Source organism: Leptotrichia rugosa (assembly GCF_041200005.1).
Taxonomy (GTDB): Bacteria; Fusobacteriota; Fusobacteriia; order Fusobacteriales; family Leptotrichiaceae; genus Leptotrichia; species Leptotrichia rugosa.
In genome coordinates, this window is record NZ_CP165644.1 from 1,801,311 (window position 1) to 1,825,538 (window position 24,228).

26 protein-coding genes, 1 tRNA gene and 1 pseudogene are annotated in these 24,228 nt (G+C 29.4%); 19 read left to right on the top strand and 9 right to left on the bottom strand.

Going from position 1 to position 24,228, the window contains the following annotated elements:
* Nucleotides 1–58: 58 nt before the first annotated feature.
* From hemW to AB8B22_RS09190, 7 genes are all read right to left on the bottom strand, one after another.
* Complete coding sequence (hemW, locus tag AB8B22_RS09160; RefSeq protein WP_419951016.1) at nt 59–1,249, bottom strand: radical SAM family heme chaperone HemW; 1,191 nt, start codon at nt 1,247–1,249, stop codon at nt 59–61.
* A gap of 150 nt (nt 1,250–1,399) precedes the next feature.
* Nucleotides 1,400–2,593: a TonB family protein gene (locus AB8B22_RS09165; RefSeq protein ID WP_369710880.1), complete on the bottom strand. Its 1,194-nt coding sequence runs from the start codon at nt 2,591–2,593 to the stop codon at nt 1,400–1,402.
* 52 nt (nt 2,594–2,645) lie between these two features.
* Nucleotides 2,646–4,721, bottom strand: a complete 2,076-nt coding sequence (locus tag AB8B22_RS09170; protein WP_369710881.1) for a TonB-dependent receptor — start codon at nt 4,719–4,721, stop codon at nt 2,646–2,648.
* A 67-nt stretch (nt 4,722–4,788) separates the two neighbouring features.
* Entirely contained in the window at nt 4,789–5,208 is a 420-nt protein-coding gene (locus AB8B22_RS09175; protein ID WP_018498943.1) for an ExbD/TolR family protein, read from the bottom strand.
* 28 nt (nt 5,209–5,236) lie between these two features.
* Nucleotides 5,237–5,863 carry a MotA/TolQ/ExbB proton channel family protein gene (locus AB8B22_RS09180; RefSeq protein WP_021745835.1) on the bottom strand — a complete coding sequence of 209 codons (627 nt, stop codon included), beginning with the start codon at nt 5,861–5,863 and terminating at the stop codon, nt 5,237–5,239.
* Between the two features lie 21 nt (nt 5,864–5,884).
* Entirely contained in the window at nt 5,885–7,471 is a 1,587-nt protein-coding gene (locus AB8B22_RS09185; RefSeq protein ID WP_369710882.1) for a PAS domain-containing protein, read from the bottom strand.
* Between the two features lie 343 nt (nt 7,472–7,814).
* The gene (locus AB8B22_RS09190) at nt 7,815–9,533 is read right to left on the bottom strand and encodes a phospho-sugar mutase (RefSeq protein ID WP_369710883.1); all 1,719 of its coding nucleotides are present in this window, start codon (nt 9,531–9,533) and stop codon (nt 7,815–7,817) included.
* Nucleotides 9,534–9,672: 139 nt separating this feature from the next.
* Between AB8B22_RS09190 and AB8B22_RS09195 the strand changes: the two genes are divergently transcribed.
* Nucleotides 9,673–9,749 (top strand) — tRNA-Arg (locus AB8B22_RS09195).
* A gap of 90 nt (nt 9,750–9,839) precedes the next feature.
* Here AB8B22_RS09195 and AB8B22_RS09200 read toward each other — a convergent pair.
* A pseudogene (locus tag AB8B22_RS09200) lies at nt 9,840–10,049 on the bottom strand (transposase); the annotation flags it as partial.
* Nucleotides 10,050–10,285: 236 nt separating this feature from the next.
* On the opposite strand from AB8B22_RS09200, the gene AB8B22_RS09205 reads away from it, so the two are divergent.
* From AB8B22_RS09205 to AB8B22_RS09220, 4 genes are all read left to right on the top strand, one after another.
* On the top strand, nt 10,286–10,984 hold the full coding sequence (locus AB8B22_RS09205) for a DUF2628 domain-containing protein (protein WP_369710884.1): 699 nt from the start codon (nt 10,286–10,288) through the stop codon (nt 10,982–10,984).
* A 214-nt stretch (nt 10,985–11,198) separates the two neighbouring features.
* Nucleotides 11,199–11,882 (top strand): response regulator transcription factor, encoded by a 684-nt coding sequence (locus tag AB8B22_RS09210; protein ID WP_094080775.1) that lies wholly within the window; start codon nt 11,199–11,201, stop codon nt 11,880–11,882.
* Nucleotides 11,869–13,233, top strand: coding sequence for a sensor histidine kinase (locus AB8B22_RS09215; RefSeq protein WP_369710885.1), 1,365 nt, complete (start codon nt 11,869–11,871; stop codon nt 13,231–13,233). The genes AB8B22_RS09210 and AB8B22_RS09215 overlap by 14 nt, the downstream gene beginning before the upstream one ends.
* Complete coding sequence (locus tag AB8B22_RS09220) at nt 13,230–13,841, top strand: PepSY domain-containing protein (RefSeq protein WP_369710886.1); 612 nt, start codon at nt 13,230–13,232, stop codon at nt 13,839–13,841. Before AB8B22_RS09215 ends, AB8B22_RS09220 begins: the two co-directional genes overlap by 4 nt.
* Before the next feature lie 58 nt (nt 13,842–13,899).
* On the opposite strand, the gene AB8B22_RS09225 is transcribed toward AB8B22_RS09220, so the two are convergent.
* Entirely contained in the window at nt 13,900–14,496 is a 597-nt protein-coding gene (locus tag AB8B22_RS09225; RefSeq protein WP_369710887.1) for a CPBP family intramembrane glutamic endopeptidase, read from the bottom strand.
* A 233-nt stretch (nt 14,497–14,729) separates the two neighbouring features.
* Between AB8B22_RS09225 and AB8B22_RS09230 the strand changes: the two genes are divergently transcribed.
* The 14 genes from AB8B22_RS09230 to AB8B22_RS09295 all read left to right on the top strand — a co-directional run bounded on the left by AB8B22_RS09230 (nt 14,730) and on the right by AB8B22_RS09295 (nt 24,228).
* Nucleotides 14,730–15,248, top strand: coding sequence for a DNA methyltransferase (locus AB8B22_RS09230; protein WP_369710888.1), 519 nt, complete (start codon nt 14,730–14,732; stop codon nt 15,246–15,248).
* Between the two features lie 244 nt (nt 15,249–15,492).
* A complete protein-coding gene (locus tag AB8B22_RS09235; protein WP_369710889.1) occupies nt 15,493–16,026 on the top strand; it encodes a hypothetical protein in 534 nt (177 codons plus the stop codon).
* A 27-nt stretch (nt 16,027–16,053) separates the two neighbouring features.
* Complete coding sequence (locus AB8B22_RS09240; protein WP_299575712.1) at nt 16,054–16,332, top strand: hypothetical protein; 279 nt, start codon at nt 16,054–16,056, stop codon at nt 16,330–16,332.
* Nucleotides 16,333–16,406: 74 nt separating this feature from the next.
* Nucleotides 16,407–16,670 (top strand): hypothetical protein, encoded by a 264-nt coding sequence (locus tag AB8B22_RS09245; protein ID WP_369710890.1) that lies wholly within the window; start codon nt 16,407–16,409, stop codon nt 16,668–16,670.
* 84 nt (nt 16,671–16,754) lie between these two features.
* Entirely contained in the window at nt 16,755–17,168 is a 414-nt protein-coding gene (locus tag AB8B22_RS09250) for a flagellar biosynthesis protein FliQ (protein ID WP_369710891.1), read from the top strand.
* Nucleotides 17,155–17,991 (top strand): amino acid decarboxylase, encoded by an 837-nt coding sequence (locus AB8B22_RS09255; RefSeq protein WP_369710892.1) that lies wholly within the window; start codon nt 17,155–17,157, stop codon nt 17,989–17,991. The genes AB8B22_RS09250 and AB8B22_RS09255 overlap by 14 nt, the downstream gene beginning before the upstream one ends.
* A gap of 89 nt (nt 17,992–18,080) precedes the next feature.
* Nucleotides 18,081–18,860 (top strand): DUF6683 family protein, encoded by a 780-nt coding sequence (locus AB8B22_RS09260; protein WP_369710893.1) that lies wholly within the window; start codon nt 18,081–18,083, stop codon nt 18,858–18,860.
* A gap of 101 nt (nt 18,861–18,961) precedes the next feature.
* Nucleotides 18,962–19,732 carry a DUF6683 family protein gene (locus AB8B22_RS09265; protein WP_369710894.1) on the top strand — a complete coding sequence of 257 codons (771 nt, stop codon included), beginning with the start codon at nt 18,962–18,964 and terminating at the stop codon, nt 19,730–19,732.
* Between the two features lie 109 nt (nt 19,733–19,841).
* Nucleotides 19,842–20,621 carry a DUF6683 family protein gene (locus tag AB8B22_RS09270; RefSeq protein WP_369710895.1) on the top strand — a complete coding sequence of 260 codons (780 nt, stop codon included), beginning with the start codon at nt 19,842–19,844 and terminating at the stop codon, nt 20,619–20,621.
* A 21-nt stretch (nt 20,622–20,642) separates the two neighbouring features.
* Complete coding sequence (locus AB8B22_RS09275) at nt 20,643–21,455, top strand: TraX family protein (protein ID WP_094079722.1); 813 nt, start codon at nt 20,643–20,645, stop codon at nt 21,453–21,455.
* A gap of 84 nt (nt 21,456–21,539) precedes the next feature.
* Nucleotides 21,540–22,274 (top strand): hypothetical protein, encoded by a 735-nt coding sequence (locus AB8B22_RS09280; RefSeq protein WP_369710896.1) that lies wholly within the window; start codon nt 21,540–21,542, stop codon nt 22,272–22,274.
* 33 nt (nt 22,275–22,307) lie between these two features.
* Nucleotides 22,308–22,970 carry a DUF6683 family protein gene (locus AB8B22_RS09285; protein ID WP_369710897.1) on the top strand — a complete coding sequence of 221 codons (663 nt, stop codon included), beginning with the start codon at nt 22,308–22,310 and terminating at the stop codon, nt 22,968–22,970.
* Nucleotides 22,971–22,986: 16 nt separating this feature from the next.
* Complete coding sequence (locus tag AB8B22_RS09290; RefSeq protein WP_369710898.1) at nt 22,987–23,754, top strand: hypothetical protein; 768 nt, start codon at nt 22,987–22,989, stop codon at nt 23,752–23,754.
* 48 nt (nt 23,755–23,802) lie between these two features.
* Nucleotides 23,803–24,228: a hypothetical protein gene (locus AB8B22_RS09295; protein ID WP_369710899.1), complete on the top strand. Its 426-nt coding sequence runs from the start codon at nt 23,803–23,805 to the stop codon at nt 24,226–24,228.

Consider the following 24,228-nt stretch of genomic DNA (forward strand, 5'->3'; position numbering starts at 1 on the left):
TTTTAAATAAATTCAACAAATACATTATTTGCCAAAAAAAGTCCTTTTTTTGTCAATTTTATTCTTTTTTCATAATTTTTAACAAAATTTTTTTATTTTTAAATTTTATTTTTTCATTTTTTTCAATAAAAAACTCTTCAATCAATCCATTTTTTATAAGTTTTTCAACTTTTTTGGCATCTTTTTCACTATAATTTACCCCTTCTTCAATAAGTCTTAAACCCAACATTTTTTTCAATTTTTCTTTTTCAAAATCATCAATTTTTTCAATTGTATTTTCATCAATTGGAAATTTCTCATCATCAATCAAATTATAATATTTCTTAAAAGTCCGCACATTACTATGCCTATTATCGTCAAAATAACTAGCTGCACTCATTCCAACGCCAATAAATTTCTGATTTCGCCAATATTTCAAATTATGTCTTCCCGCATTTTTCTGCATTTTTCTTAAATCTTCAAATTTTTTTATTTTATTAATTTCAATATCTTTATCTTTGTCGTCAATTCTCGCAAAATTAGAAATTTCATACTGGCAATATCCATTTTTCTCAAAAAAATCAATAATTTTCTCATACATTTCCGCTTCCAAATCCTGATCAATTTCGGATAAAATACCCTTTTGTAGCTTACTCCAAAAAACCGTTCCTTCTTCCCAAATAAGCGAATAAATCGAAACATTTTCAGGCTTTAATCCCTGCAAAATATCAAGATCCCTTTGCAAATCCTCAAGACTTTGATTAGGAATTCCGAACATTAAATCCACCGTAATATTGGAGAATCCTGCTTTTCTTGCCATTTTATAAACATTTATCGCATCCTCAGAACTATGCTGTCTTCCAATAAATTTTAAAACATGATTTTGAAAACTTTGAATTCCAATACTTAGTCTATTTATTCCACTTTCTCGAATTTTTTTCAATTTCTCAAAAGTCATATCCGTTGGATTCAATTCCAGCGTAATTTCAGCATTTTTAGACCAGTCAAGTTCATTTAATATTTCGCTTATCATTTCAACAGGCAGCAGAGAAGGCGTTCCTCCGCCAAAATAAATTGTATCATATTTAATTTTTGGATACATTCTAATTTCTTTAATCAAATAATCCGTATATTTTCTATATTCTTCTTCCATTCTCACAAATGTGCAAAAATCACAATATTCGCATTTTTTGCTGCAAAATGGAATATGAATATATATTGCATCAATATTTTTTTCCTTCGATGCTTTAATATTTTTTACTTCAATCATTATTTTTTTACCTTTTTTAAATTACTTAATATATTTTACCATATGTAAGATGTGATTTCAAACTTTTTGCATTAATATCTTAATAAAAATTACAAAATTTCAGATAAAACAAAAGGGAGAAATACAACTCCCTTTTTAACCTTTTTTAGATTATTTATATTCAAATGTAAATGGTTTTGTTATCGTACATTTCAAAGTTTCAGGATTTTTTATTTTCACTCTTATTCTACCAGCTGCTCTCCTTGCCTCCTGTTGAAATATTGAGCTCCCGCCTGATACTGAAATCACACTAACAGAACCACTGCTATTAAAACTGAATCTTGCTAAAACAGTAACAGTTCCTTTATTCCCAAGCCTTTGAGCTCCAGTTGGATAACTCAAATTTGGATTGTATGAAACTGTAAAATCTTTCCCTTCATTGCAGACATTCTCATTTCCCTCTTCCCCTTTTTTAGTACTTCTTTTTCGTTCAATATTATGATTTTTACTAGAATTTTTGCTAATTTTTTCTAAATTTCCTGTTTTTGAATTATCTCCACTTTGACCTTTTCCATTAATATTTCCCCTGTTATTTCCATCTTTTCCATTATTCCCATTATTTCTTCCTTTTTGAATAAAAGAATTGCTTTTACTGTTTTTATTAGTACCATCTCCCTGATTCTCATTTTTTCCAGCAACACTATTAGTTCTTGTTTTATAAGTATGAGAATCATTTTTGTCATTTCCAGCAGCGTTTTCTGAAATATTTTTTGAAATATTTGTAGATGTTGATACTGCATTTGTCAGATTTTCTTTTGAAATTACTTTCAAGTTCTCATTTTTTTGTAAAATTTTTTCAGTATTTTTTGAGGAAAATATTGATTCTAAAGGTGAGGTTGATGAAATACCAGAAATAGCCTGTGAAATATCCTTTTTCTTATTTTCTAATGGAAATACTTTTAGCTCTTCTTTTTCTTGTTCATTTTGTGAGATTGATTTAGTATTTTTAGCTTTTTTCATTTCTTTCTGATTATTCAAGTTATTAATTTTCTTTGAGTTAGATTCAGACTGTGAATTTGAGATTTCATCATTTTTTGAAACTTCTATTTTTTCAGAATTTCCAGTATTTTTAGTATCATCAATATTCTTTACACTCTCATTATTTCCAGATTTATTATTTTTTTCTCCAATATTTTCATTTCCAGCAGTTTCTTGCGAAGAATCTTGAAACATACCTTCACTTAAATTTACTGTTATTGGCTCGTTTTGCTTATTTTCTTTTTTACTGCTATTTGAAGTATAATAGGCTACTGGAATAAACAAAATCATAATATTTAAAATAACTGAAATTATATAAAATTTCATTTTTTCCCTCTCTTTAACGTTCTAAACAAATTTATGAAATAAGCTCACTTTTCTAAAATTCATAGCTTGCTCCAATATAATAAGTTCGTTCGTCAGCTGGTGAATATACTGTCTTTCCTGTAAGCGGATCTTTTCCTTGAGCGACATTATATTTTTTGTTAAATACATTTTTTACTCCTGCATTAAGCCCAAATCCACTTTGATGTTTGTATTTTAAACCTAAATCTGTTGTAGAATATGAAGGTATTTTTTCATTGTAGGTATCCACTGAGCTTGAATAATAATTTAAGTTAGCAGTAGTTCTCAAACCATCTGCTATTTCATAATCAAGTCCTAATGTAACTTTTGTAGATGGAACTCCTGGTATTTTTTGCCCATCTTTAAAATTATAAGTTGTTGAAGTTAGTACATCATCTCCCACTTTTTTAATTTTAGCATTCACGTATGTAAACGACTCATTTACTCTCAATTTACCTAAATATTGCTCAGCAAATAGCTCTACACCTGTTCTTTCGGTAGCTTTTAAATTATGGAATGTCCATCTTGCTGTACTTGGTCCTCCCAATACTCCGTGATCCATATTCAAGTATATTTCGTTATTTGTTTGTGTATGAAACGCTGTGGCACTTACAAACGAATTCCACAACATATCTTTAAATCCTACTTCATATGTATTAAATTTTTCTGTTTTTAAATTATTTAAAGTATAATTTCTAGCTCCTGGTGCATAATCAACAAATTCTGTTGCAGCTGGTGATCTAAATCCTCTTTCATATTTCGCATAAACATTTCCTGTATCAGAATATTTGTAATTAAGTCCCAATTCATAAGCACTATTGCTGTCTTTTCTCGAACCGTGCATTTCTCTTGATGGAATATTCACAAAGCCTCTTCCACCAGGTATCGGCATTCTCGTAGACGGAACTTCCCTATTTGTTTTATATTCCGCTCTTTCGTATCTATATCCTGCTGTTCCCTCTAAATTGCCAACAATTTTATGCCGTCCTATCAAATAAAACGAATTCGTCTCTTTCGCTAAATCAACATTCATAATTGGTGTTCCAAATATAGTTTGCTCTCTACTTCCTTTATGGTCGATGTAGTTATATCCAAAAATTATATTCCCATTTTCAAGTCCATAATTTACCTTAAAATTGATTCCTTTTTTATTATCTTCAAATTTTGTTTTAGGCATTCCATACATAATTTTATTTGTATCCTGTTTATATCCTGTCAATGATAATTTCAAGTTATCGGTAACTTTCCCTTCGTATCCCAAGCTATACTCTTTTCTATCAATATCAAGATCACTCAAAGTCCCAGACTGTCTTCTGTCACTCAAAAGTTGCGATTTTGTTAAATCTGACGCCAATGTTTCTTCTGAATTGTATCTCGCCGCCTTAAATTTCAAACTGTGATTATCTGTTATATTATATTTCAAGCTCCCATTCAAATATTCATACGCTTCTTTAGAACCTCTTCTATATCCTTTTCCATTAACATTTTCATACCCCAAATCAATGATAAATTTATTACCATAATTTATTCCAGCATCAAATCCTAATTTATTTGTTCCATAAGAGCTATTTTGATAGTAAACTTTGCCTGAAGCTCCTTCTTTTGTTCTATCTTTCGTAATAATATTTACAACTCCACCTCGAGTTCCACTCCCGTACAGAACTGTTCCTCCGCCATTTATTATCTCTACTCTTTCCACATCATTAACTGATATTGTATTTAAAGGAATATAAGCATGGGAAGTATCAATCGTATCCATAGCAATATCTCCATCAATCAAGATTTTTACTGAAGAAACTGCTTTAGAAATGTTTGCACTCGTTCCTAATCCAAATCTCCCTTGACCTCTCATATCCACCGCTGAACCGAATCCAGTTTGTGTTATATTAACTCCTGGTGCCTGTTTTAATATATCTTCTACAGTATTATACCCTTTTTCTTGAATATCCTCCGATGTAATAATCGTAACATTTTTTATTTGATTGTCAATATTATCATTAAATCCTGTCGCTGTTACGACTGTTTCTTCAAGTTTTCCCTCGTATTTTCCTTCTGCATACAAAGAAAGACTAGCTAAAATTAAACTTAAAATTGCAATTTTTTTTAACATAAATTTCATTCCCGCATGACAATTATATATATCTGTCACGCTCTCCTTTTCTTAAAATTAATATTTATTATTTATCATTTTTTTGTATATTAAGACTAACATTTTTTACATTCTCATTACGTAATTTCGACATTATTTCTACAATATATCCATATTCAAGATGCTCATCAGCCGTCAATGTCATATTTTCAAGCATCTCTTTTGGCAATCTCAAAATCTCATTATGAATATTCTCTCCCGAAATTTCTTTAACATTGTTTCCTAACTTCAAAAAATATTTTTTCTCTCTATTAACTATTATTTCTGCCTTCGTCTCCTCTTTTTTATCAAATTTAGCATCCGATTTAGGAATAGAAAGCTGAAATTGTGAATATTTATTAAATGTCGTGGCAATCATAAAAAATATTAATAACATAAATATGACATCAATAAGATTAAGCATTGATATTTCCGCATTCTGCCTATTCCTTCTATTAGAAAATTTCATTTTTTATTCCCTTCAATACTTTATAATTCTATTTTTTTACTCTTCCCATAATATGCAAAGCCGCTCTCTCCATTTCCAACGCTGTCGCATCTATTCTTCTATTAAAGTAATTGTAAAAGATTAAAGTAGGTATCGCCACAATTAGACCAAACGCCGTAGTGTACAGAGCCTCTGATATTCCTGCTGCAACTGTTTTAGAACTTTCCACACTTGCAGATAATGCCGAAAATGATGTTATCATTCCAGTAACTGTTCCAAGAAGCCCCAACTGAGGTGCTGTATTTACTACTGCCCCAAGAAGCCACATCCCTTTTTCCAGTTTTCCTGTTTGTGCCAAAACAGCTTCTCTTATTATTTCCTCAAGATATTCCTTCTCTGATTCCTCAATTTTATTTAAATCCAAATCTATATTTTCCATTGTTTTTGTAATAATTCTAGAAACTGAATCTCTTTTTGAGTTTGTAATCTTAATAACTTCCTCTTTACTCTTTGTTTGCAATGCCTTATACAGCTCTTTTCTATACTCTTTTGTAAAATCTTTTTCCATTGTAAAAAAAATCCATAATTTTTCCAAAATTACTGCGACTCCGCAAATTGAAGCCGCCAGTATTCCCCACATAAATATTCCACCTGAAATAAAATAGTGTAGCAACATTAATTTTTCCTTTCCATAAAACTATTTTTTAGATTCATGCCTTTTAATTTCATCTGAGATTTTATCTATTAACTCATCTAGAGGGAATCCACCACGCATCGCAATCATATCAAGCGTTGCAACTTTAGACATTATCATATATTGAATTGGATCAAGAAGTTTTTTGTATGTAGGCGACAATGTTGGCATAAATTCTCTTATATAAGGATATTTATCTATTATTTCTCCGATTATTGTATTTTCTGTTAATCCATAAGGATTTTTATCTTCTTCAGAATTTTTTTGATTTTCCTGATTAATTTCAGATTTTTTAGGTTTTTCCCAAGTTACAAGCGTTCTCTTTCCTTCAAGGCTTCTTATTCTTGTAACATCTTGCATCATCTCAAGGACTCCCTTAAATATACCATTTTCATCTCTCACAGCTACATAATAGATATAAATAAATCTCCCATTCATTTCAAGCCAGAAATCCACCTCATCTTGCTCATTATTTCTAAATGCGTCAATTATTTCCAAAACCGAAGCAACACTTTCTCTCGGATGACAGTTTTTAACATCTCTCCCTATAACTCCCGCACTTCTAGGAAAAATTCTATGTTTCGTATCAGTATAAAACTTAACAATCTCATTCTCATCCACAAAAGATAAATCCACTGGCATATGTTGGAAAATCAAGTTTATTTGCTCCAAAGTAAGTTTTCCTTGTTTAACATCTAACACGTCAGATTTTTCTCCACCTGCATTCATATTATATTTTGAAAGAAGTCCAGCTAAATCACTCATAAAATTACCTGTTTGAGACGCATTTACATTCACATTCTCATTTTTCTCAACTTTTTCTTCTTTTTTCTCAGGCAAAAATCCTTTAGGCTTGTCAATCAAGAAATATCCTATCTCATCATCCCCATTTCTCATATTTCTAAATTCTTCCTCAGTAATCATTTTAAGTGAAGTCGGAAATAAAACCTCTTCTTCCTTGTGCATTATATCCAACGTCAATTCCAAAGCAATTTCCTGTTTTGCATAAAATTCTTCCATTTTATCTTCCATTAAAAGCTTTCTAGCCTCACTTATATTATCCCTGACTGCATTATCAAAAGTCCACATTATCCTAGACGGTCTGTCAAATCCTTTACTTTCAAGTATTGAAAATAATTGATGCTGTTTTCTAGCCAAATGTGTCAAATTAAATGTATAAAGTTTATCGTAAAACTCCAGCCATCTATTTTTTATAAATTTTTTATTCAGTTCTTCCTTCATTTCAGCAATTAATTTTCTAGCCGCCTCATTTTCCCTCAAATAGGTTTTTATTGGATGTCCTTCAGGCAGCGAAGGTTTCTCTCTTTCAATAATTTCATCAAACAAATCAAGCACATCATTCATTTTATCATGAACAGTCTCATCATCAAATCCCAAATCTTTTATTTTCTGTTCAGAATAAGCAAACTCAGCAGGAGTTATCTTTTTATCCTTAAAAGTTTCCTTTATCCGCCTTTTTGTCGTCTCAACATCCGCCGTTCCCTCTATATAATCTTTCTTAATTTCAGTCATTTTTTCAATCAGATCAAAATTTATATTCAAATGATCCTTCATATCCGCTTTTTCCATAAAAAACACCACCTCATACTTTATTTTTTTAATCAAAGTTCAAAATCTTTTTGCAAATTATTTTATTCAAAAAATATTTTATATTCAAATATTTATTTTATTATATCATATTTTTATCTTTAAAATATGTAACTTATGATACATTTTCAAAAAAAAATCGAAATTTAACTAAAAATTTAACTTATTTTAAAAAATAATGTTTTCATTCTTTTTATTTTTCCAATAAAAAAGCAAGAAAGCTATTCTCAACACGAGAATATTTTCCTGCCTCTATATTTTATTTTTTACTTAACTTCTATCAAGCTTCTATTTTTCAAATTTTTCAAAATATTTATTCAAAAAATTATAATCCAATAAATTTAGAAAATTCTTCCATTGTTTTATCAAGTTTAGCTTTGACATTTTCGCTAGAATCTGCATTTACGCTGAAATAGAATTTGATTTTTGGTTCTGTTCCAGATGGTCTTGCTGTAATGAATGTATTGTCTTCAAGCACGAATTGTAATACATTTTCTTTTGGCAATTTAATTTCTTTTTCCTCACCAGTTTCCAAGTTATGTTCTTTGTGTGAGAAGAAATCTCTTTTAATTTTAATTTTCTTACCAAGCAATTCATCTTTAACATTTTCTCTCAAGTTAGACATTAATGCTGCCATTTGTTCAATTCCATCTTTACCTTTTAACATTACTGATTTAATTCCTTCTAAATAATATCCAAATTTTTCATATAATTTTTGTAATTCTTTGTAAATAGAAGTTCCTTTTGAGTGGTAATAAGTTGCCATTTCAGAGATAACCATTGAAGTTACTAACGCATCTTTATCTCTTGCATGAGTTCCAATCAAATATCCGTAGCTTTCTTCAAATCCAAATAAATATGATCCTTCCAATTCTTTGTGTTCAAATTGTCTAATTTTTTGTCCAATGTATTTAAATCCAGTCAATGTTTTCATAACTCCAACATTTTTGGCAGGTGCAACAACATCAATCATAGGTGTTGAAACAACTGTTGTAATAACTTGTGCATCAGCTGGAATATCTTTTTTGTAATTCAATAAATACTGTAATAACAACAATCCTACTTGGTTTCCATTTGGATAGTACCATTCATTTTTGTCATCTCTTATCGCAATACCAATTCTATCAGCATCTGGGTCATTTGCCAAAATTAATTGTGCTCCAATTTCGTTTCCTAATTTTGTTCCCAATTTGAACGCTGCCACTTCTTCAGGGTTTGCATAAACTACAGTTGGGAAGTTTCCATCTGGCTCAATTTGTTCTTTTACAACTTCAAAATTGTATCCAAATTCAGATAAAATTCTCTTCATTGGTCTTCCACCAGTTCCATGAAGCGGAGTATAAACAATCTTGAAATCTTCTTTTCCTGGAATATCTGTATGTATAGTTTGTTTTTTAATTGCTGCTATATAGTCATCATCAATTTTATGATCAAGCTGAATGATTAATCCTTTTTCTCTTCCTTCTTCTTCAGAAATAACTTTTATTTCTTCCAATGTAGAAATTTTATTTACTTCTTCAACAATCGCTGGTGCATGCGGATCAACAACTTGTGCTCCATCATCCCAATAAACTTTATATCCATTGTATTCAGCTGGATTATGAGAAGCCGTAACAACGATTCCTGACATACATCCTTTATATCTTACACCAAATGACAATTCAGGAGTTGAACGTAAACTTTCATAAATATATGCTTTAATTCCATTTGCAGCCATTACTCTTGCAGTATTTAATGCATATTCTCTCGAACCTATTCTACAGTCGTGAGCAATTATAATTCCTTTTTCTTTTGCAGCTTTTTCATCAAAACTTAGCATATAGTTTGCAAGTCCTTGAGTTACTTTTCTAATTACATATTTATTCATTCTATTAGTTCCAATTCCACGAACTCCTCTAATTCCACCAGTTCCGAAACTCAAATCTTTGAAAAATCTATCTTCTATTTCTTTTTTATTCCCTGCAATGCTTTTCAATTCTTCCCTGTCTTTTTCATCAATGGCATCTGAATTTAGCCAATATTCGTATTTTTTCATAAAATCCATAATATTTTCCTCCTAAAATTTTATTTTGCAAACTTTTATTAAATAACTTTATCTATTCACTTTAATTTTACCACATTTTACGAAATTTCCAAATTTTTTTCGTTGACTATTTAAAAAAAATATGGTAACATAAATTTGTGTACTTGTAGCTCAACTGGATAGAGCGTCTGACTTCGGATCAGAAGGCTTGGGGTTCGATTCCTCACAGGTACGCCATTTTTTTATTCAAAAGTTTTGGAAAAACTTAACAACAATTTTTTATTTTATCATAAATTACAATATTAAATGTAACATTTTTTAAATTGCCTAAAATTTAATTTCATATAAAAATTTTTCAAATGATGTTGTGTAGTTCAAACATTTTCTAGGTCTTGAATTTATTAGCATTAAAGTTCTTATCAAGTCTTCTGTTTCTACTTTTGATATATCTGTCTTCTTTGGGTAAAATTCTCTCAGAAAACCATTGCTATTTTCGTTGCTGCCTCTCTGCCACGAGCAATAAAGATTTGCAAAATGGAATCTAGCTCCCAATGTCTAAAAACTTCTTTTGTCTTAATTTCTTTTGTTCTCACATCAATTGACTTTTCAACATAAACTTCTCCTCTTGTTTCTTTTGGTTCCCACTTTTTTTCTTTTCCTTTTATAATATAAAAATTAAAACTCTCATTTTACTTTAATGTTTTGATAATATCATATTTTTGAAAACAAAAAATAAAAATGTATGATAGAAAAATAAAAGGAGATGATTATTTATGAAAAAGATAAATGTAAAAAGAGCGATTTTAGAGAATGGAACTTTAAGAAAAGAAGTGAAATTTGGATTTTCATGGGGAGCATTTTTTCTAGGATTTATATATCCGTTAATTAAAGAGGATTATATGGTGGCTGGAATTTCTTTTGTCGTGATTAGTATAGCAAGTATGATATTTTTCCCATTGATATTTGTTCTATCAATGGTATTCGGTTTTCTATACAATAAAATGTATGTTAAAAAGCTGATTAAACAAGGATGGCATCCGTTTACAGAAGAAGATGCACAAATTCTAAGAATGAATGGAATTCTTTTTGATGACAAAAATAATTCCTCTGAAAATAATAGGGAAGGAATGGCAAAAGAAATTGAGTATTACGATATGCAGCCTTCAGAAAAAACTGAAGTTATTGAATTTAAGAAAAATGACAGTGTTAATGATTTTTGTGATACGAGTAATAACAGTATGGATAATATGAATACTGATAATTTTCATAATGGTAATCCAAATGTTCCAAAAATGAATTATAAAAACCGTACAATTCAGAAATTTGTAGCAAGATCAATTGGTGGAGGATTTGTTTCGCTTGTTTTAGGAGTTTTTACAGCAAATAGTATTTTAATTCTTTTAGGAGCAGGACTGACAGGCGGAGGAGCATTTTTAGCAGTAAAAAATAAGGATAAGATAAGATGGAAATAAAAAAATATTTAATTAAATCTGAAAATTACAGAAATTTAATAAAAATTTTTTTTCTTTTTTCTCTGTTTTTAACGGTATTTATAAGGTATAATAGAAATGAATTGTTTACAGAAAATGATGAAAAGTATGAAAAAATAGTAGAAATAGAACAATTAAAACTATTTTGTGAAAAGAATCAGTGTATCCTGATGAAAATGGAAGAGAGTGAAAGATGATGAGATTATTAGTTGTGGAGGATGAAAAGAAATTAAATGAACTTATTACAAAAAAGCTGGAAAAGGAGTATTACGGAGTTGACAGCTGCTTTGACGGAGAGGAAGCAGTCAGATACGTTGAAGGAACAGAATATGATGTAATAATTTTGGATATTATGCTTCCAAAACTTAATGGATTTGGAGTGATAAAAAAAATAAGAGCAAAGAAAAATAAAGTTCCAATACTGCTTCTAACAGCAAGAGACAATATAGATGATAAAGTGAAAGGGTTAGATTACGGTGCAGACGACTATCTTGTGAAACCTTTTATCTTTGAAGAACTTATGGCTCGTATCCGTGTACTTTTAAGACGTAATTCTGGAAATGCCGATAATATAGTTACAATAGCTAATCTTAAGGTTGACCTTGATGCTAAAACAGTTTTTAGGGATGATATACTTATAAAACTCTCAGCTAGGGAATATTCTGTTTTGGAATACTTGATACGGAATAAAGGAAAAATTTTACCAAGAGAAAGAATAGAAGACCATATATGGAATTATGAATACGCAGGCGGAACCAACGTTATAGATGTTTACATCAGATATTTGAGAAAAAAGATAGACGACAGCTATACTCCGAAACTCATTCATACAGTTCGTGGATTGGGCTATGTCCTGAGGGTTGATAATGAAAATAAATAAACTTTCCATAAAATCCAAAATAGCTTTCTGGTATATTGGCCTTATGATAAGCCTCGCAATCATATTTCTTACAACAATAATTTATATCAGTGAAAATCTTGTACGGGCAAACGCTTATAAAAATTTGAAAAGCTCTGTAATCTCAGCATTTGATGAAATTGAAGTTTATGATGGTGAACTTACAATTGACAATGATTTTATTATTTTTAACAATAATGTCCATTTGTCGGTCTATGACGATGAAACAGGATTTATTTACGGGGATATTCCGCTGGATTTTAAATATGATGAAACTTTTTCCGATAAAAACGATGTGAGAATTATAAAACATAAAAATAAAAAATGGTATATCTTTGACAGTAAAAAGAATTTTTCAGGTTATGGTATTATTCATATTCGTGGAATTGCTCCTGCAACAGAAGTGGAAAATGTTATTGAAACAATTGTTTTCATTTCTCTGATTGTATTACCATTTTTCTTGTTATTTTCAGCAATAAGCGGATATTTCATAACAAAGAAAGCATTTAAACCGATAGAAAAAATAAGGGAAGCTGCGGAGAAAATCAATGAGGGAAACGATTTGACCCAAAGAATTAATATTGGAGAAGGAAATGATGAAATTTACACTTTGGCAAATACATTTGATACAATGTTTAACAGGCTGCAAAACTCCTTCGAAAGAGAAGCGCAGTTTACATCGGATGTTTCACATGAATTGCGGACACCTGTAGCAATTATTATTTCTGAATGTGAATACGGGCTTGAAAATCTAACTTCAATAGAAAATGCAAAAGATACAATTTCTTCTGTACTGGATGAAACTAAAAAAATGTCAAAATTAATCTCGCAACTTTTAACTTTATCAAGAATGGACAGAGGTAATCAGAAACTTAATTTTGATAAAATAAATATTAGCGAGATGGCGCATCTTATTGCTGACAGTCAACAACATAATGCAGATACTAAAAATATAAAAATCCATTCTGAAGCAGAGGAAAACATTTTTATTGTTGGCGATGAGACGATGATTATGAGAGTCTTTGTAAATTTAATTTCAAATGCAATTAACTATGGTCATGAAAACGGTAATATCTGGATAAAGTTATCACAGGATAAAGATTTTGCAATATGTAAAATTATCGATGACGGAATTGGTATTGAAAAAGAAAATATACCTAAAATATGGGGACGATTTTATCAGGTGGACAGTTCCAGAACAACAGAAAACTTAGGGCTTGGTTTATCAATGGTAAAATGGATCATAGAGGCACATAAAGGAGAGATTGCTGTAGAGAGTGAAATTGGAAAAGGAAGTTCGTTTATATTTAAGTTAAAGAAGGAGAGAAAATGAAAAATAATTTTTTAAAAAAACTACTTATAGTATTTTTTATCACAATGGCAGGAGTTTTTGCAAACGGAAATTCAGCTAAAAAGACCAAAACCGTAAGAGTTTTAAATGTCGATGTAAAAATTTCGATTGAACAGGCAAAGCAGCTTGCATTGAATCATTCAAAAGTGTCAAAAAATATGGCAAAAATGACTAAAATTCGTCTGGATAAAGAAAATAGAAAATTTATTTATGAAATAGAATTCTATACAGAACGGAAAAAATACAAATATAACATTGATGCAAACACAGGAAAAGTTCTGAGTTACAGTGAAAAAGAACGGTCATCAGCTTCAACAGTAATCAGAGATGACGGAAAAATTATTAATACAAATGGCAGTGATACAGAAATAAGAAAAACACCAAAATATATTGGAATGGAAAAAGCAAAAGAAATAGCAGTTGCACGGATTACTGGTGCGAAAAAAATCAACGTTACAAATATTCAGATGGATAGTGAAAAAGGAAGAAAGATTTATGAAGGAAAAATTGTATATAAAAATACAGAGTATAAGTTCGACATTGATGCTATAACAGGTGAAGTAATAACTTGGGAAGTAAATGAAAATTAGTAAAGTAAAATATCCTCTAAAGTTTAGTATACTGAAGAGGGTATTTTTTTGTTAAAAATTATGCTTTGTAAAGTTTTTCATAATTAAATCTATTTTTAAGCTGTTTAAGAGTATAATCAAATATGAATAAAGGTGGAATAAATACAATAATTAATGTTATTATCGGCATATTTTGAAGATAAAATATCTTTTCAATTGTAATTATAAAAGGCTTATACAGAAATATTGAAATAAGATTGAATGTCGAATGCAGTAAAATTGTCCACCAGATTGGACTGGGTCTTAGTCGTACATTTCCGAAAAAGATACCTGATATTGTTGTGTATATAATCTTAATTGGATTCAGGTGAAGTATTCCAAAAATTACAGCCTGAATTAAATTAGCATATTTTGTTTTTTTCTTTAAAAAATGAAGTATTAGTCCTCTCAATAAAAGCTCTTCCCCAACAGGATAAAATACTAAAAACTTAAGTAATTCATTAATTGCAAAAGACTGCTTTGAATAATCGGCAAGAACTATCTTTTTAGACAATAAAGAACTTAAAACGGCAAGTAAAATTATTACAGATGTAATAACTATTGCTGAATAACAGGCTGTATTTAATATTAGTAACCCCAATTCTTTTATTTTAGATTTTTCAATATTTTTTTCCATTTTGATTGTTCCCCTTTCCTAAATTTTTCTTGTAAAATATATTATCATTAAGATATTAAAATAAAATGAGAGATATTTTACTTCTATTTCTATTTATTTTATTTTGTAGTAAAGTAACTTTTAGCCATTTTTAAAGATTTTATTTGAGAAAAATCTTTTTCTGTTATATAATGTACTTAAATAACTTTAAAATTAAATTTTTACTTTATGTTGCATATATGGAAGGAAAGAAAATGAAAAAAATTATTATTATACTGACACTTATATTTTTTAATTTAAGTTTTTCTGCAGAACAGATTGAAAAAATTATGTGCTATATTCCTAAAGAGCTAAAAATAAACAGTAAAGCAAGATTAATTTACGAAGATACGGAAAAATATAAAGACGAGGAAGTACCGGCTGACGTAGCAAATCCTGAAATTGTTAAAACATTAAAAGAAAAAAGGCTTGTTGTATTTCAAATGAGGTGTAAATATGATGGCGATATGTACCGTTACATAACAGCTTCAGACTATGCAGTCGAATATCTTACAAAACAGACGATAAATAAAGAAGAAGGAGATTATTATTTACTGGAACTTCCGACAAATAAGGCACTCGCTTTTCAGGATATGTTATTTATTGGAGATTTTATAGATAATTCAATCAGCACAAATGATGAGCTTTTCCAAATTCTTTATATGATAAATGTTCAGTTTCTGGAAATAAGACAGCAGGAACTGGAGGAAGAAGGATTGAAAGTAGTCTATTAATTTTTATTTTTGCAGGGATTGTTCATTTTCGTAAATCCCTGTATTTAATTTTCTCATTTTTTTTGTATAATCTTATTAAACATTTTTTTATTGCATTTCACATTCAGAAAATTACAAATCTTGTTATTCAAAAAATAAAAATAATTTTTTCCTCTAATATTCCTTTAATCTAAAAAGCATATTGTTAAAGTGAAATAAGATTTTTAAATTCTATATAAAAAAACATGATGGGAGGATTTTAGATATGGAAATGAATAGTAGAAATAGGTACTTCAAGAAAGAAATAACATTGAGCAAAGAAGAAGAGATAAAGATAGTGAAAATTGGATTTTCTTGGATAACTTTCTTTTTCGGTTTTCTTGTTCCGTTTTATAGGAAAGATTGGAAGACCGGCTGGATACTTTTGGCAATAACGGCTATATCTCATATGATGTTGCCTATACTAATGTTTCTGATATTGGTGGTATTTAGTTTTTTATATAATAAGATTTATATTAATATGCTTTTGAAAAGTGGCTGGAGATTTGCGACAAAAGATGACGAGATACTTTGGGAAAATAAAAAGGAAATGGCAGAAAAGGTTGATAATATGGTTTTGACGCTAAAAGAAATGGAAGCGAAAATTGATAAAAAGATAGAGGAACATGGCTTCGTTAAAAAATTTGCATGGGGAGGAATATACGCTCTGGCTATTGGAATTTTAATAAAAAATACTCCTCTTTTGGCTGTGGGATTAGGTTTTTTTGTAATAAGTTTTATTAAAAGAGGGAAAATGTAAAAAATCAGATTTTAGGAGGTAAGAACTATGAAATTAAATTTAAAAAAATTATTTGCTATAGCAATTATTGGAGCAGGAGTATTTGTATCACAACAGTCACATGCATTTATGGGATATGATTATTATATGGATCCTACAAATTTGCCAAGCGATACGTTACGGGAAAATCTTTTGCAGCAAACTTTTGATAATCATAACAAAGTTTTTAATAATAGCAATAAAACAAACGGCAATATGTCATTACTGCCTTCAATTATATTTCTTGCAGCCTGGTTTTATATCTATGGAAAGAAAAAAGTGAAGTAGAAACTTTCATTTTATTTTAATTAGAATTACATATCACAAAATTAAAAAATAACTTTAAGCAAGGAGTAAAAATTATGAAAGTAAACTTGAAAAAACTATTTATTGCAACAATTATCGGAGCAGGAGTATTTGTATCAAAGCCTGCAAAAGCATTTTATTATGATACGTCAGACAATGTTAACTATACAAACAATCTGATAAACAGTACAAGAAATTATATACTTGGTAGTGAAGTAATAGGGCACACTGGAAAAGGGAATTATACTATGTCATTACTACCATCAATTATATTTCTTGCAGCCTGGTTTTATATCTATGGAAAGAAAAAAGAAAAGTAAAAACTCTCATTTTATTTTAATCTATATTACATATCATAAAATTGAAAAATAACTGATTAATTAGTGTTTGAATAAGGAGAAAAAATGAAAAAAATATTTTTTGGAATCCTGTATTTTATTCATCTGCTTTGTTTTAATATTCTAGTACTATTTTTTCTGGCTGTATTAGAAGTATCAGTTTTAAGTAATTTGAAAATGATAGGAGGTATATACTCGGAAAATCTTATATTAATTTTGCTTAATATATTTTTATCATATTTTTATGCAAAAGTAGGAATAGGAAAAAAGGCTTTGATAATTTTAACAATAATTGGTGTAATATTAAAAATACTAATATCTTTAATATCGTATAAATATTTAGTTTCATCAGCAGGAGATGAAGAATTTTTACCAACTTATTATGCTTATTTTGCCATAGGTTTATTGGATGTAATATTTCTTGTGGGGCTTGGTGTAAATTTATTGATAGGAAGGAGAAAACAGTATGATAAAAATTAAAAAATTGACAGGATTTATAATTTTTCTACTTTTTGGAATAATATTTATTTCCTGCGGAAAACCTTCAAAAAAAGACATAATAGACAAGGGATATATATTAGAAGTAGGTGTATCCAATGAGATTGACAGGGAATTTGCTGGAAAAATGGAGCATTCTCCCACTTATACTATTTTCAAAGCGACTGAATATAAGGACAGTAATATTATGGTGCAGAATCTCAAAAATGGAACAGTTAAAGCAATCCTTTCGCCTATGCTGTCATTAGGAAATTCTGATTACGGCTATTATCCTGTCTATGTGGATAACAAAAATTATGAAACTGTATATCTCATATACAGAAAGGATATTCCCGATTTTTTGAAAAACAGCTTTGAAAAAGGGGACGGCTTTATGTTAAATAATATGGAAAAATATTCTGAGGAAAAATATAAAGACAGATTTTCATTTTTTAGTAATATTGAAGATTTTGAGAAAAAAATAATGGCTAATGAATGGACTCTTGTAAATATTGCAGGACTTGAACTTAAAAATAGTAAAATTTCAATAAAACTTGATAAAGAAAATGTTGTCATAACAGGAAAAAACGGAAAAAAATATTCGGGAAAATATTTCTTAAAAAATCACAGGATTTCTTTTGAAATAGAAAATTTGAATAACCTTCTGAAAAAAGGGAGTGAACTGAGCGACAGTGATAAAGATTTTTTATACGATTTAAGTAATGCCGATGTAATAACGCTTATGGATAATGAGCAAACTCTTTATATTGGAGTTCCTGAGAGTAATCTTATATTTAAAAAATATCAAAAAATAGATAGAAAGTAAAAAGCTCTAATGTTCTTTTAATCTAAAAAATATACAGTATAATCAAATAATAGAAATCATAAGAAATAAAATTTTTAGGAGGAATAATTATGAAAATAAATTTGAAAAAACTATTTGTTATAGCAGTTATTGGGACAGGTTTATTTATATCACAGCCTGCACAGGCATTTTATTATGATATGTCAGACAGTTTTAACTATACAAACAATGTGATAAATAGTACAAGAAATTATTTACTTGGTAGTGAAGTAATAAGCCACATTAAAAAAGGAGATTATTCTTCAAAGAAAAAATCAAATTCTAAAAAAACAACTACAAAAACAACGGGAAGTTCAACAACTTCAACTACAGCCCCAAAACCAGCAAAAAAAGCCAAAATAACTTTTAAATCGGACGGAAATACAAGAGGGCTTGATTATTTTGTTAATAACTATCCGTCAAAACAGAGAGGAGAAGCGAGAACATACCTGAAACAGATGCAGGATTCTTTCCCGCAGGTAGCACGTTCAGTAGGAATACCTACAAATGACCTGTCTTCAGGACTGGCAGCTGCAATAGCAGGAGCATATATGGCATATAACAATGTAAGTCTGAATGATAATTATATGAAACCTATGCAAAATCAGTTAAAAACAGCGCTTCAAGGTGTAGATGCCTTTGATAAAATGAGTGACAGTGATAAAAAATATATATATGACCAAATGGTAATAATAGGAATGACTTTAACCATAAATCAGTACCAAAATCAGCAAAACCCAAATGCAAAAGTTACCGCTCAGTTAAGAAATGCAGGTAAACAGGTGCTTGAGGGACTTCTTGGAGTAAATGCAAGTGAAGTAAGAATAACGGCATCAGGGCTTTCTTTTTAAAATAAATAATTACAAAAATAAGAAGTTTTATTATAGTATATAATGATAATAAAAAACAAAAAAAATATGAAAATATATAATTCAATTCGGGAGAAATAATTATGAAAATAAATTTGAAAAAACTATTTGTTACAGCAGTTATTGGAGTGGGAGCATTTGTATCGCAGCCTGCACAGGCATTTGCAGGATATGATTTTGATTATATTGGATTTCAAATAGAACAAGATACCCTAAAAAGAACATTTGATTATTACAATCAAGTTACTGGTACCAACGATATTCTTGAAAAGAGTTCAAACTCTAAGAGTACAGGAAGTAGTAAAAGTAAATCGTCTTCATCCCAAACATCGTCTAAACCAAAACCGGCAAAAAAAGCCAAAATAACTTTTAAATCGGATGGAAGTACAAGAGGACTTGATTATCTTGTCAATAACTATCCGTCAAAACAGAGAGCGGAAGCAAAAATTTATCTAAAAAAAATGTATGATTCATTCCCTCAAGTAGCACGTTCTGTAGGAATACCTGCAAATGACCTGTCTTCAGGAATGGTTGCTATATTAGCTGGAGCATACATGGCTTATAATAATGTTAGCTTAAATGACAGTTATATGAAACCTATGGCAAAACAGTTTAAGGAAGCATTGGAAAGTGTATCGGAATTTGATAAAATGAGTAACAGCGATAAAAAGTATATTTATGACCAAATGGTAATAATAGGAATGACTTTAGCTGTAAATCAGTCCCAAAATCAGCAAAATCCGAATGCAAAAGTTACCGCTCAATTAAGAAGAGCAGGTAAACAGGTGCTTGAGGGACTTCTTGGAGTAAGTGCAAGCAAAGTGAAAATAACATCATCAGGGCTTATTTATTAAAATAAATAATTACAAAAATAAGAAATTTTATCATAGTATATAGTGGTAATGTAAAAAAATAGAAAACAAAAAATATGAAAATATATAAGTTAATTCGGGAGGAGAAATTATGAAAGTTAAGCAAATAAAAAAAATATTTTTAACAATAACAGTAGCATTAAGTTTTGGAATTTCAAATCAGGCTCACGCTTTTTTTATTGATTATAATGCACAATGGATGGCTAATCAAGGGCTTAAAAATGCAAGAGAACAGGAAAAAAGGAATAGAGAAAGATATGAGGAAATGTATGGAAAAGACGAATATAATAATTTAATGTCAAAAAAAACATCATCGAATAAAAAAAATACATCTTCATCGACAAGTGCTAAGACAGTTACTTCTACAAAAAAAGCTAAAATAACATTTAAACCTGATGGAAATACAAAAGGATTAGATGATTTAGTTCTTCAATATCCTTCAAATAAAAGAGCCCAAGTGAAACCTATATTGAAAAAATTACAGGATTCATTCCCGCAAGTAGCACGTTCTGTAGGAATACCTACAAATGATTTATCAACAGGAATGGCAGCTGTTGTAGCAGGAGCATATATGGCTTATAACAATGTCAGTTTGAATGACAGTTATATGAAACCTATTGCAAATCAGTTTAAAGAAGCTATGCAAAGTGTTTCTGAATTTGATAAAATGAGCGACAGTCAAAAAAAATATATTTATGATCAAATGGTAATAATAGGGATGACTTTGGCTGTAAGTCAGTCCGAAAATCAGCAAAGTCCAAATGCAAAAACTACGGCTCAATTAAGACAGGCTGGTAAAAAGGTGCTTGAGGGACTTCTTGGAGTAAGTGCAAGCAAAGTGAGAATAACGGCATCAGGACTTTCTTATTAAAATAATAGAATAGGAGTGAAAATGAATAAAAAAGATATATTTTCTAAAGGGATAAATTCTTTTACACTGCATATTCTGGCAATGACATTTATGGTGGCAGATCATCTGTGGAATATATTTTTTCCTAATCAGATATGGTTAAATATGCTTGGAAGACTTGCTTTTCCTATTTTTGCCTTTATGCTCGTGGAAGGATTTTTTAGGACTAAAAACAGAAAAAAATATTTAATACGTATTTTTATTTTTGCGACTATTTCGGAAATTCCGTTCAATCTTTTTGCAAGTCTGGCATTAAGAGGAGAAATAATGGTATTTTATCCATACAACAATGTATTATGGACTTTCGGAATTGCTCTATGCGGAATGAATTTGCTGGAAAAAGTAGAAAAATCAGAAAATCTGAATAAAATAATAAAATTTTTTGCAAAAGCTGTTATAAGTATTATCACTGCTATAATTGCACATTTTGCAAGAAGTGATTATTTGGAATATGGAATTATAACTATTTTGATATTTTATTTTTTCAGGGAAAAAAATTATAGGAATATAATATTTCAGGCTTTATTAATGGTGTTTCTAAACATATTTATTATGCCTGGACTTGAATTACCGTTTAACTTTTTTGGAAATGAGATATTTATAAAAACACAGATATTTACGATATTCTCACTGCCGATAATATGGCTTTATAATGGGAAACAAGGTATTCATAACAAATTTACAAAATATATGTTTTATTTCTTTTATCCATTACACCTTTTACTAATAGTGGCGATTTATGTTTCTTTTATGATATATCTGATTTCTTTGATAGGTAAGAATTATGGAAATTAAGTCAAGCCAATATTTACAAAGCAAAAGTTTAAGAAGAACTGTTAATAAAATAAAAACATAAAAAATTCTATATCCATTGGGGAAGTGATAAAATTGAAAAAAATTTTAATAATAGCTATGATAGTTTTTGTTGTTTTTAGCTGCAATAAGAAACAGGAACAAAATAAAACAAAAAAAAGTAATAATATTGATATAAGCCAGAGTGATAAAAACAAAACTGAAGAAAATAAAAAAAATTCAGAAAAAGATAGCACTAAAATAGAAAAGCAGAAGGAACTTTCATCAGAAGAAGCTATAAAAAAAGCGGAAGAGGAATTTTTAAAGGACAGCAAAAATCTTGAGAAATACCGTAATTATGTAACTGTGGCATTTTATCAAAACCGTGAATTTAAAAGAACAAAGGAAATTACAGAAATATTTTTAAAAAATGCTCCTGATTATTCTTATGGTTACAGAGTGATGGCAGATATTCTCTTTTATGAAAAAAAATATAAAGAAAGTGCTGAATATTATGAAAAAGCAATAAGTATTTTAAAACATGGTAAACAGAGCTATGCGGAATACAAGGATATTAAAGTATTAAATAATGTACTTTCAGAGATAATTGAAAAAGATCTGATACAAGCTTACAGATTATCAGGAGATAATGAAAAAGCAGTAGAAACTTTTATAATTAATCAAAAATTTCTAAAAGAAAACTATAATCCCCTTTTGTATAACATAGCTTTAGAAAATGCCAAAAAGAATAATGAAATGTTAAAATCTACTAATAGTAAAAAATATGAGGAAAACAAGAAAAAATTATCTAATTTAAATTAACAGTAAAATAAAAAAATTACAGGAGGAAAAGTTATGAAAGCAAAATTTATGAAAAAAATATTTCTTTTAAGTATTTTAGCACTGGGACTTGGAATTTCAGGACAAGCTCATGCTGATTACAGCGATGCATTTAAAAATGGGATTATGCAGGAACTTCTGAATATAACTTCGTCTTCACAAGGTAATTCCTATGGAAAATCATCGCTCACTTTCACACAGGACGGAAGTACTGATGGACTGGAAACATTAGTTGCAAGTTATCCGAAAAGTCAACATAAAGAAGTAAGGGCATCATTAAAACAGCTGTATGAGGCTTTTCCACAGGTAGCACGTTCTGTAGGAATACCGACAAATGATTTGTCTTCAGCAGTAGCGGCTGTAATAGCAGGAGCATACATGGCATATAACAATATAAGTCTTAATGACGACTATGTGAAACCTATGGCAAATCAGTTCAAAGCTCATCTTGAAAATAGCAGATTCTTTGATGGAATGAGCAATAGAGAGAAAAAAAGCATGTATGACCAGATGGTTATGGTAGGAATGACTTTGGCTGTGGGACAGTCATTAAATCAGAGTAATCCAAACTCACAGACTACAGCTCAATTAAGGGAGGCAGGAAAACAAATACTTGAAGCTATTTTAAAAGTGGATGCTGACAGAGTCCGTATAACAGCCCAAGGAATATCTTATTAATACGGAGGGGACTGAAATGAATTCAATTATTGTATTAGTGTATCTTTCAGTTGCTGTTATATTAATCGTTTTTGGTGTGAAACAAATAAAAAACAGAAAAAATCTTCGTAAAATTAATCAAAAACAGGAAGATGAAATTAAAGAAAAAATAAAACATGGAATTTTAACCGCTGATACGGTTTACCGTAAAAAGATAGAAACAGGAAGAGTATTTTATGAAGTGCCGGAGAATCTTAAAAAAGTTGTTGTTCTAAATATTATTTGTTTTGCCATAATGCTAATATTAATATTTCTGGGAATAAAAATTGGAATATTGCTTTTAATAGTCTGTGCTGTAATAAGTATGATATATGGATATAAATATTATTATTCAAAAGAAAAAACAAAAAATACACTTGAAATAATAAATGAAGACTTTTACTTAAATGGAAAATTGTTGGATATTAAGGGCTACAACTGGGGTACTGAATTACTTCCCCTATTTGGAACTAAAATAATATACTCTAAATCCCATATTTATCTTCTTGATGGCAAAAAAGAAATCTGTTTTATACCTGAAAGACAGTTAAAAAGATCTCAAATAGATATAATAATGGAAGATGACAGAATTTCTAAAATTATAGATGATATTATTGATGTAATCCAGAAACGACAGATTCCAAAAGTAAAATTCAAACTTTTTAAAATGAAAAAAATGCAGAGCATACTTCTTTTTTTACTTTTTATATCAATTGTGACACTTGTTTCTTTGTATAAAAGTAAAGCATATATGTATTTATTTTAAAATAACTGATGGAATTTTGAATAGTTAAATATAAACAGAGGTAAAAAAATGAAAATTAAAAAAGTAAATCTGGTTGTAATGGCAGGAATGATTTTAATAAGTATGGGATGTGAATCAAAGGGTAAAACTTCTCAAGGTGCCATTTCAGGAAAATATAACATGAAAACGCTGACTACAAAAGGGCAGACTCTAAAGGTAGCAGGGCAAAAATGCTTTGAAGATTCATATTTTGAAATAAAAGGAAATATCGCCTATATAAGCCTTAACAATGTAGTTAATGGGAACTGTATAACAAAGGCAGGAACTTATGACATGCAAAGTAAGGGCAACGGGAGATACATTCTTGTGGGAAACGGCAAGGAATCAGATGAAATTATTGTAAAAAATGGAAAAGTGCAGTATAATCAGGATACAGGAATTTCAATGACATTTTCCAAAGATGTGGCATCTACTCTAGAAAATATGAAAAAATAG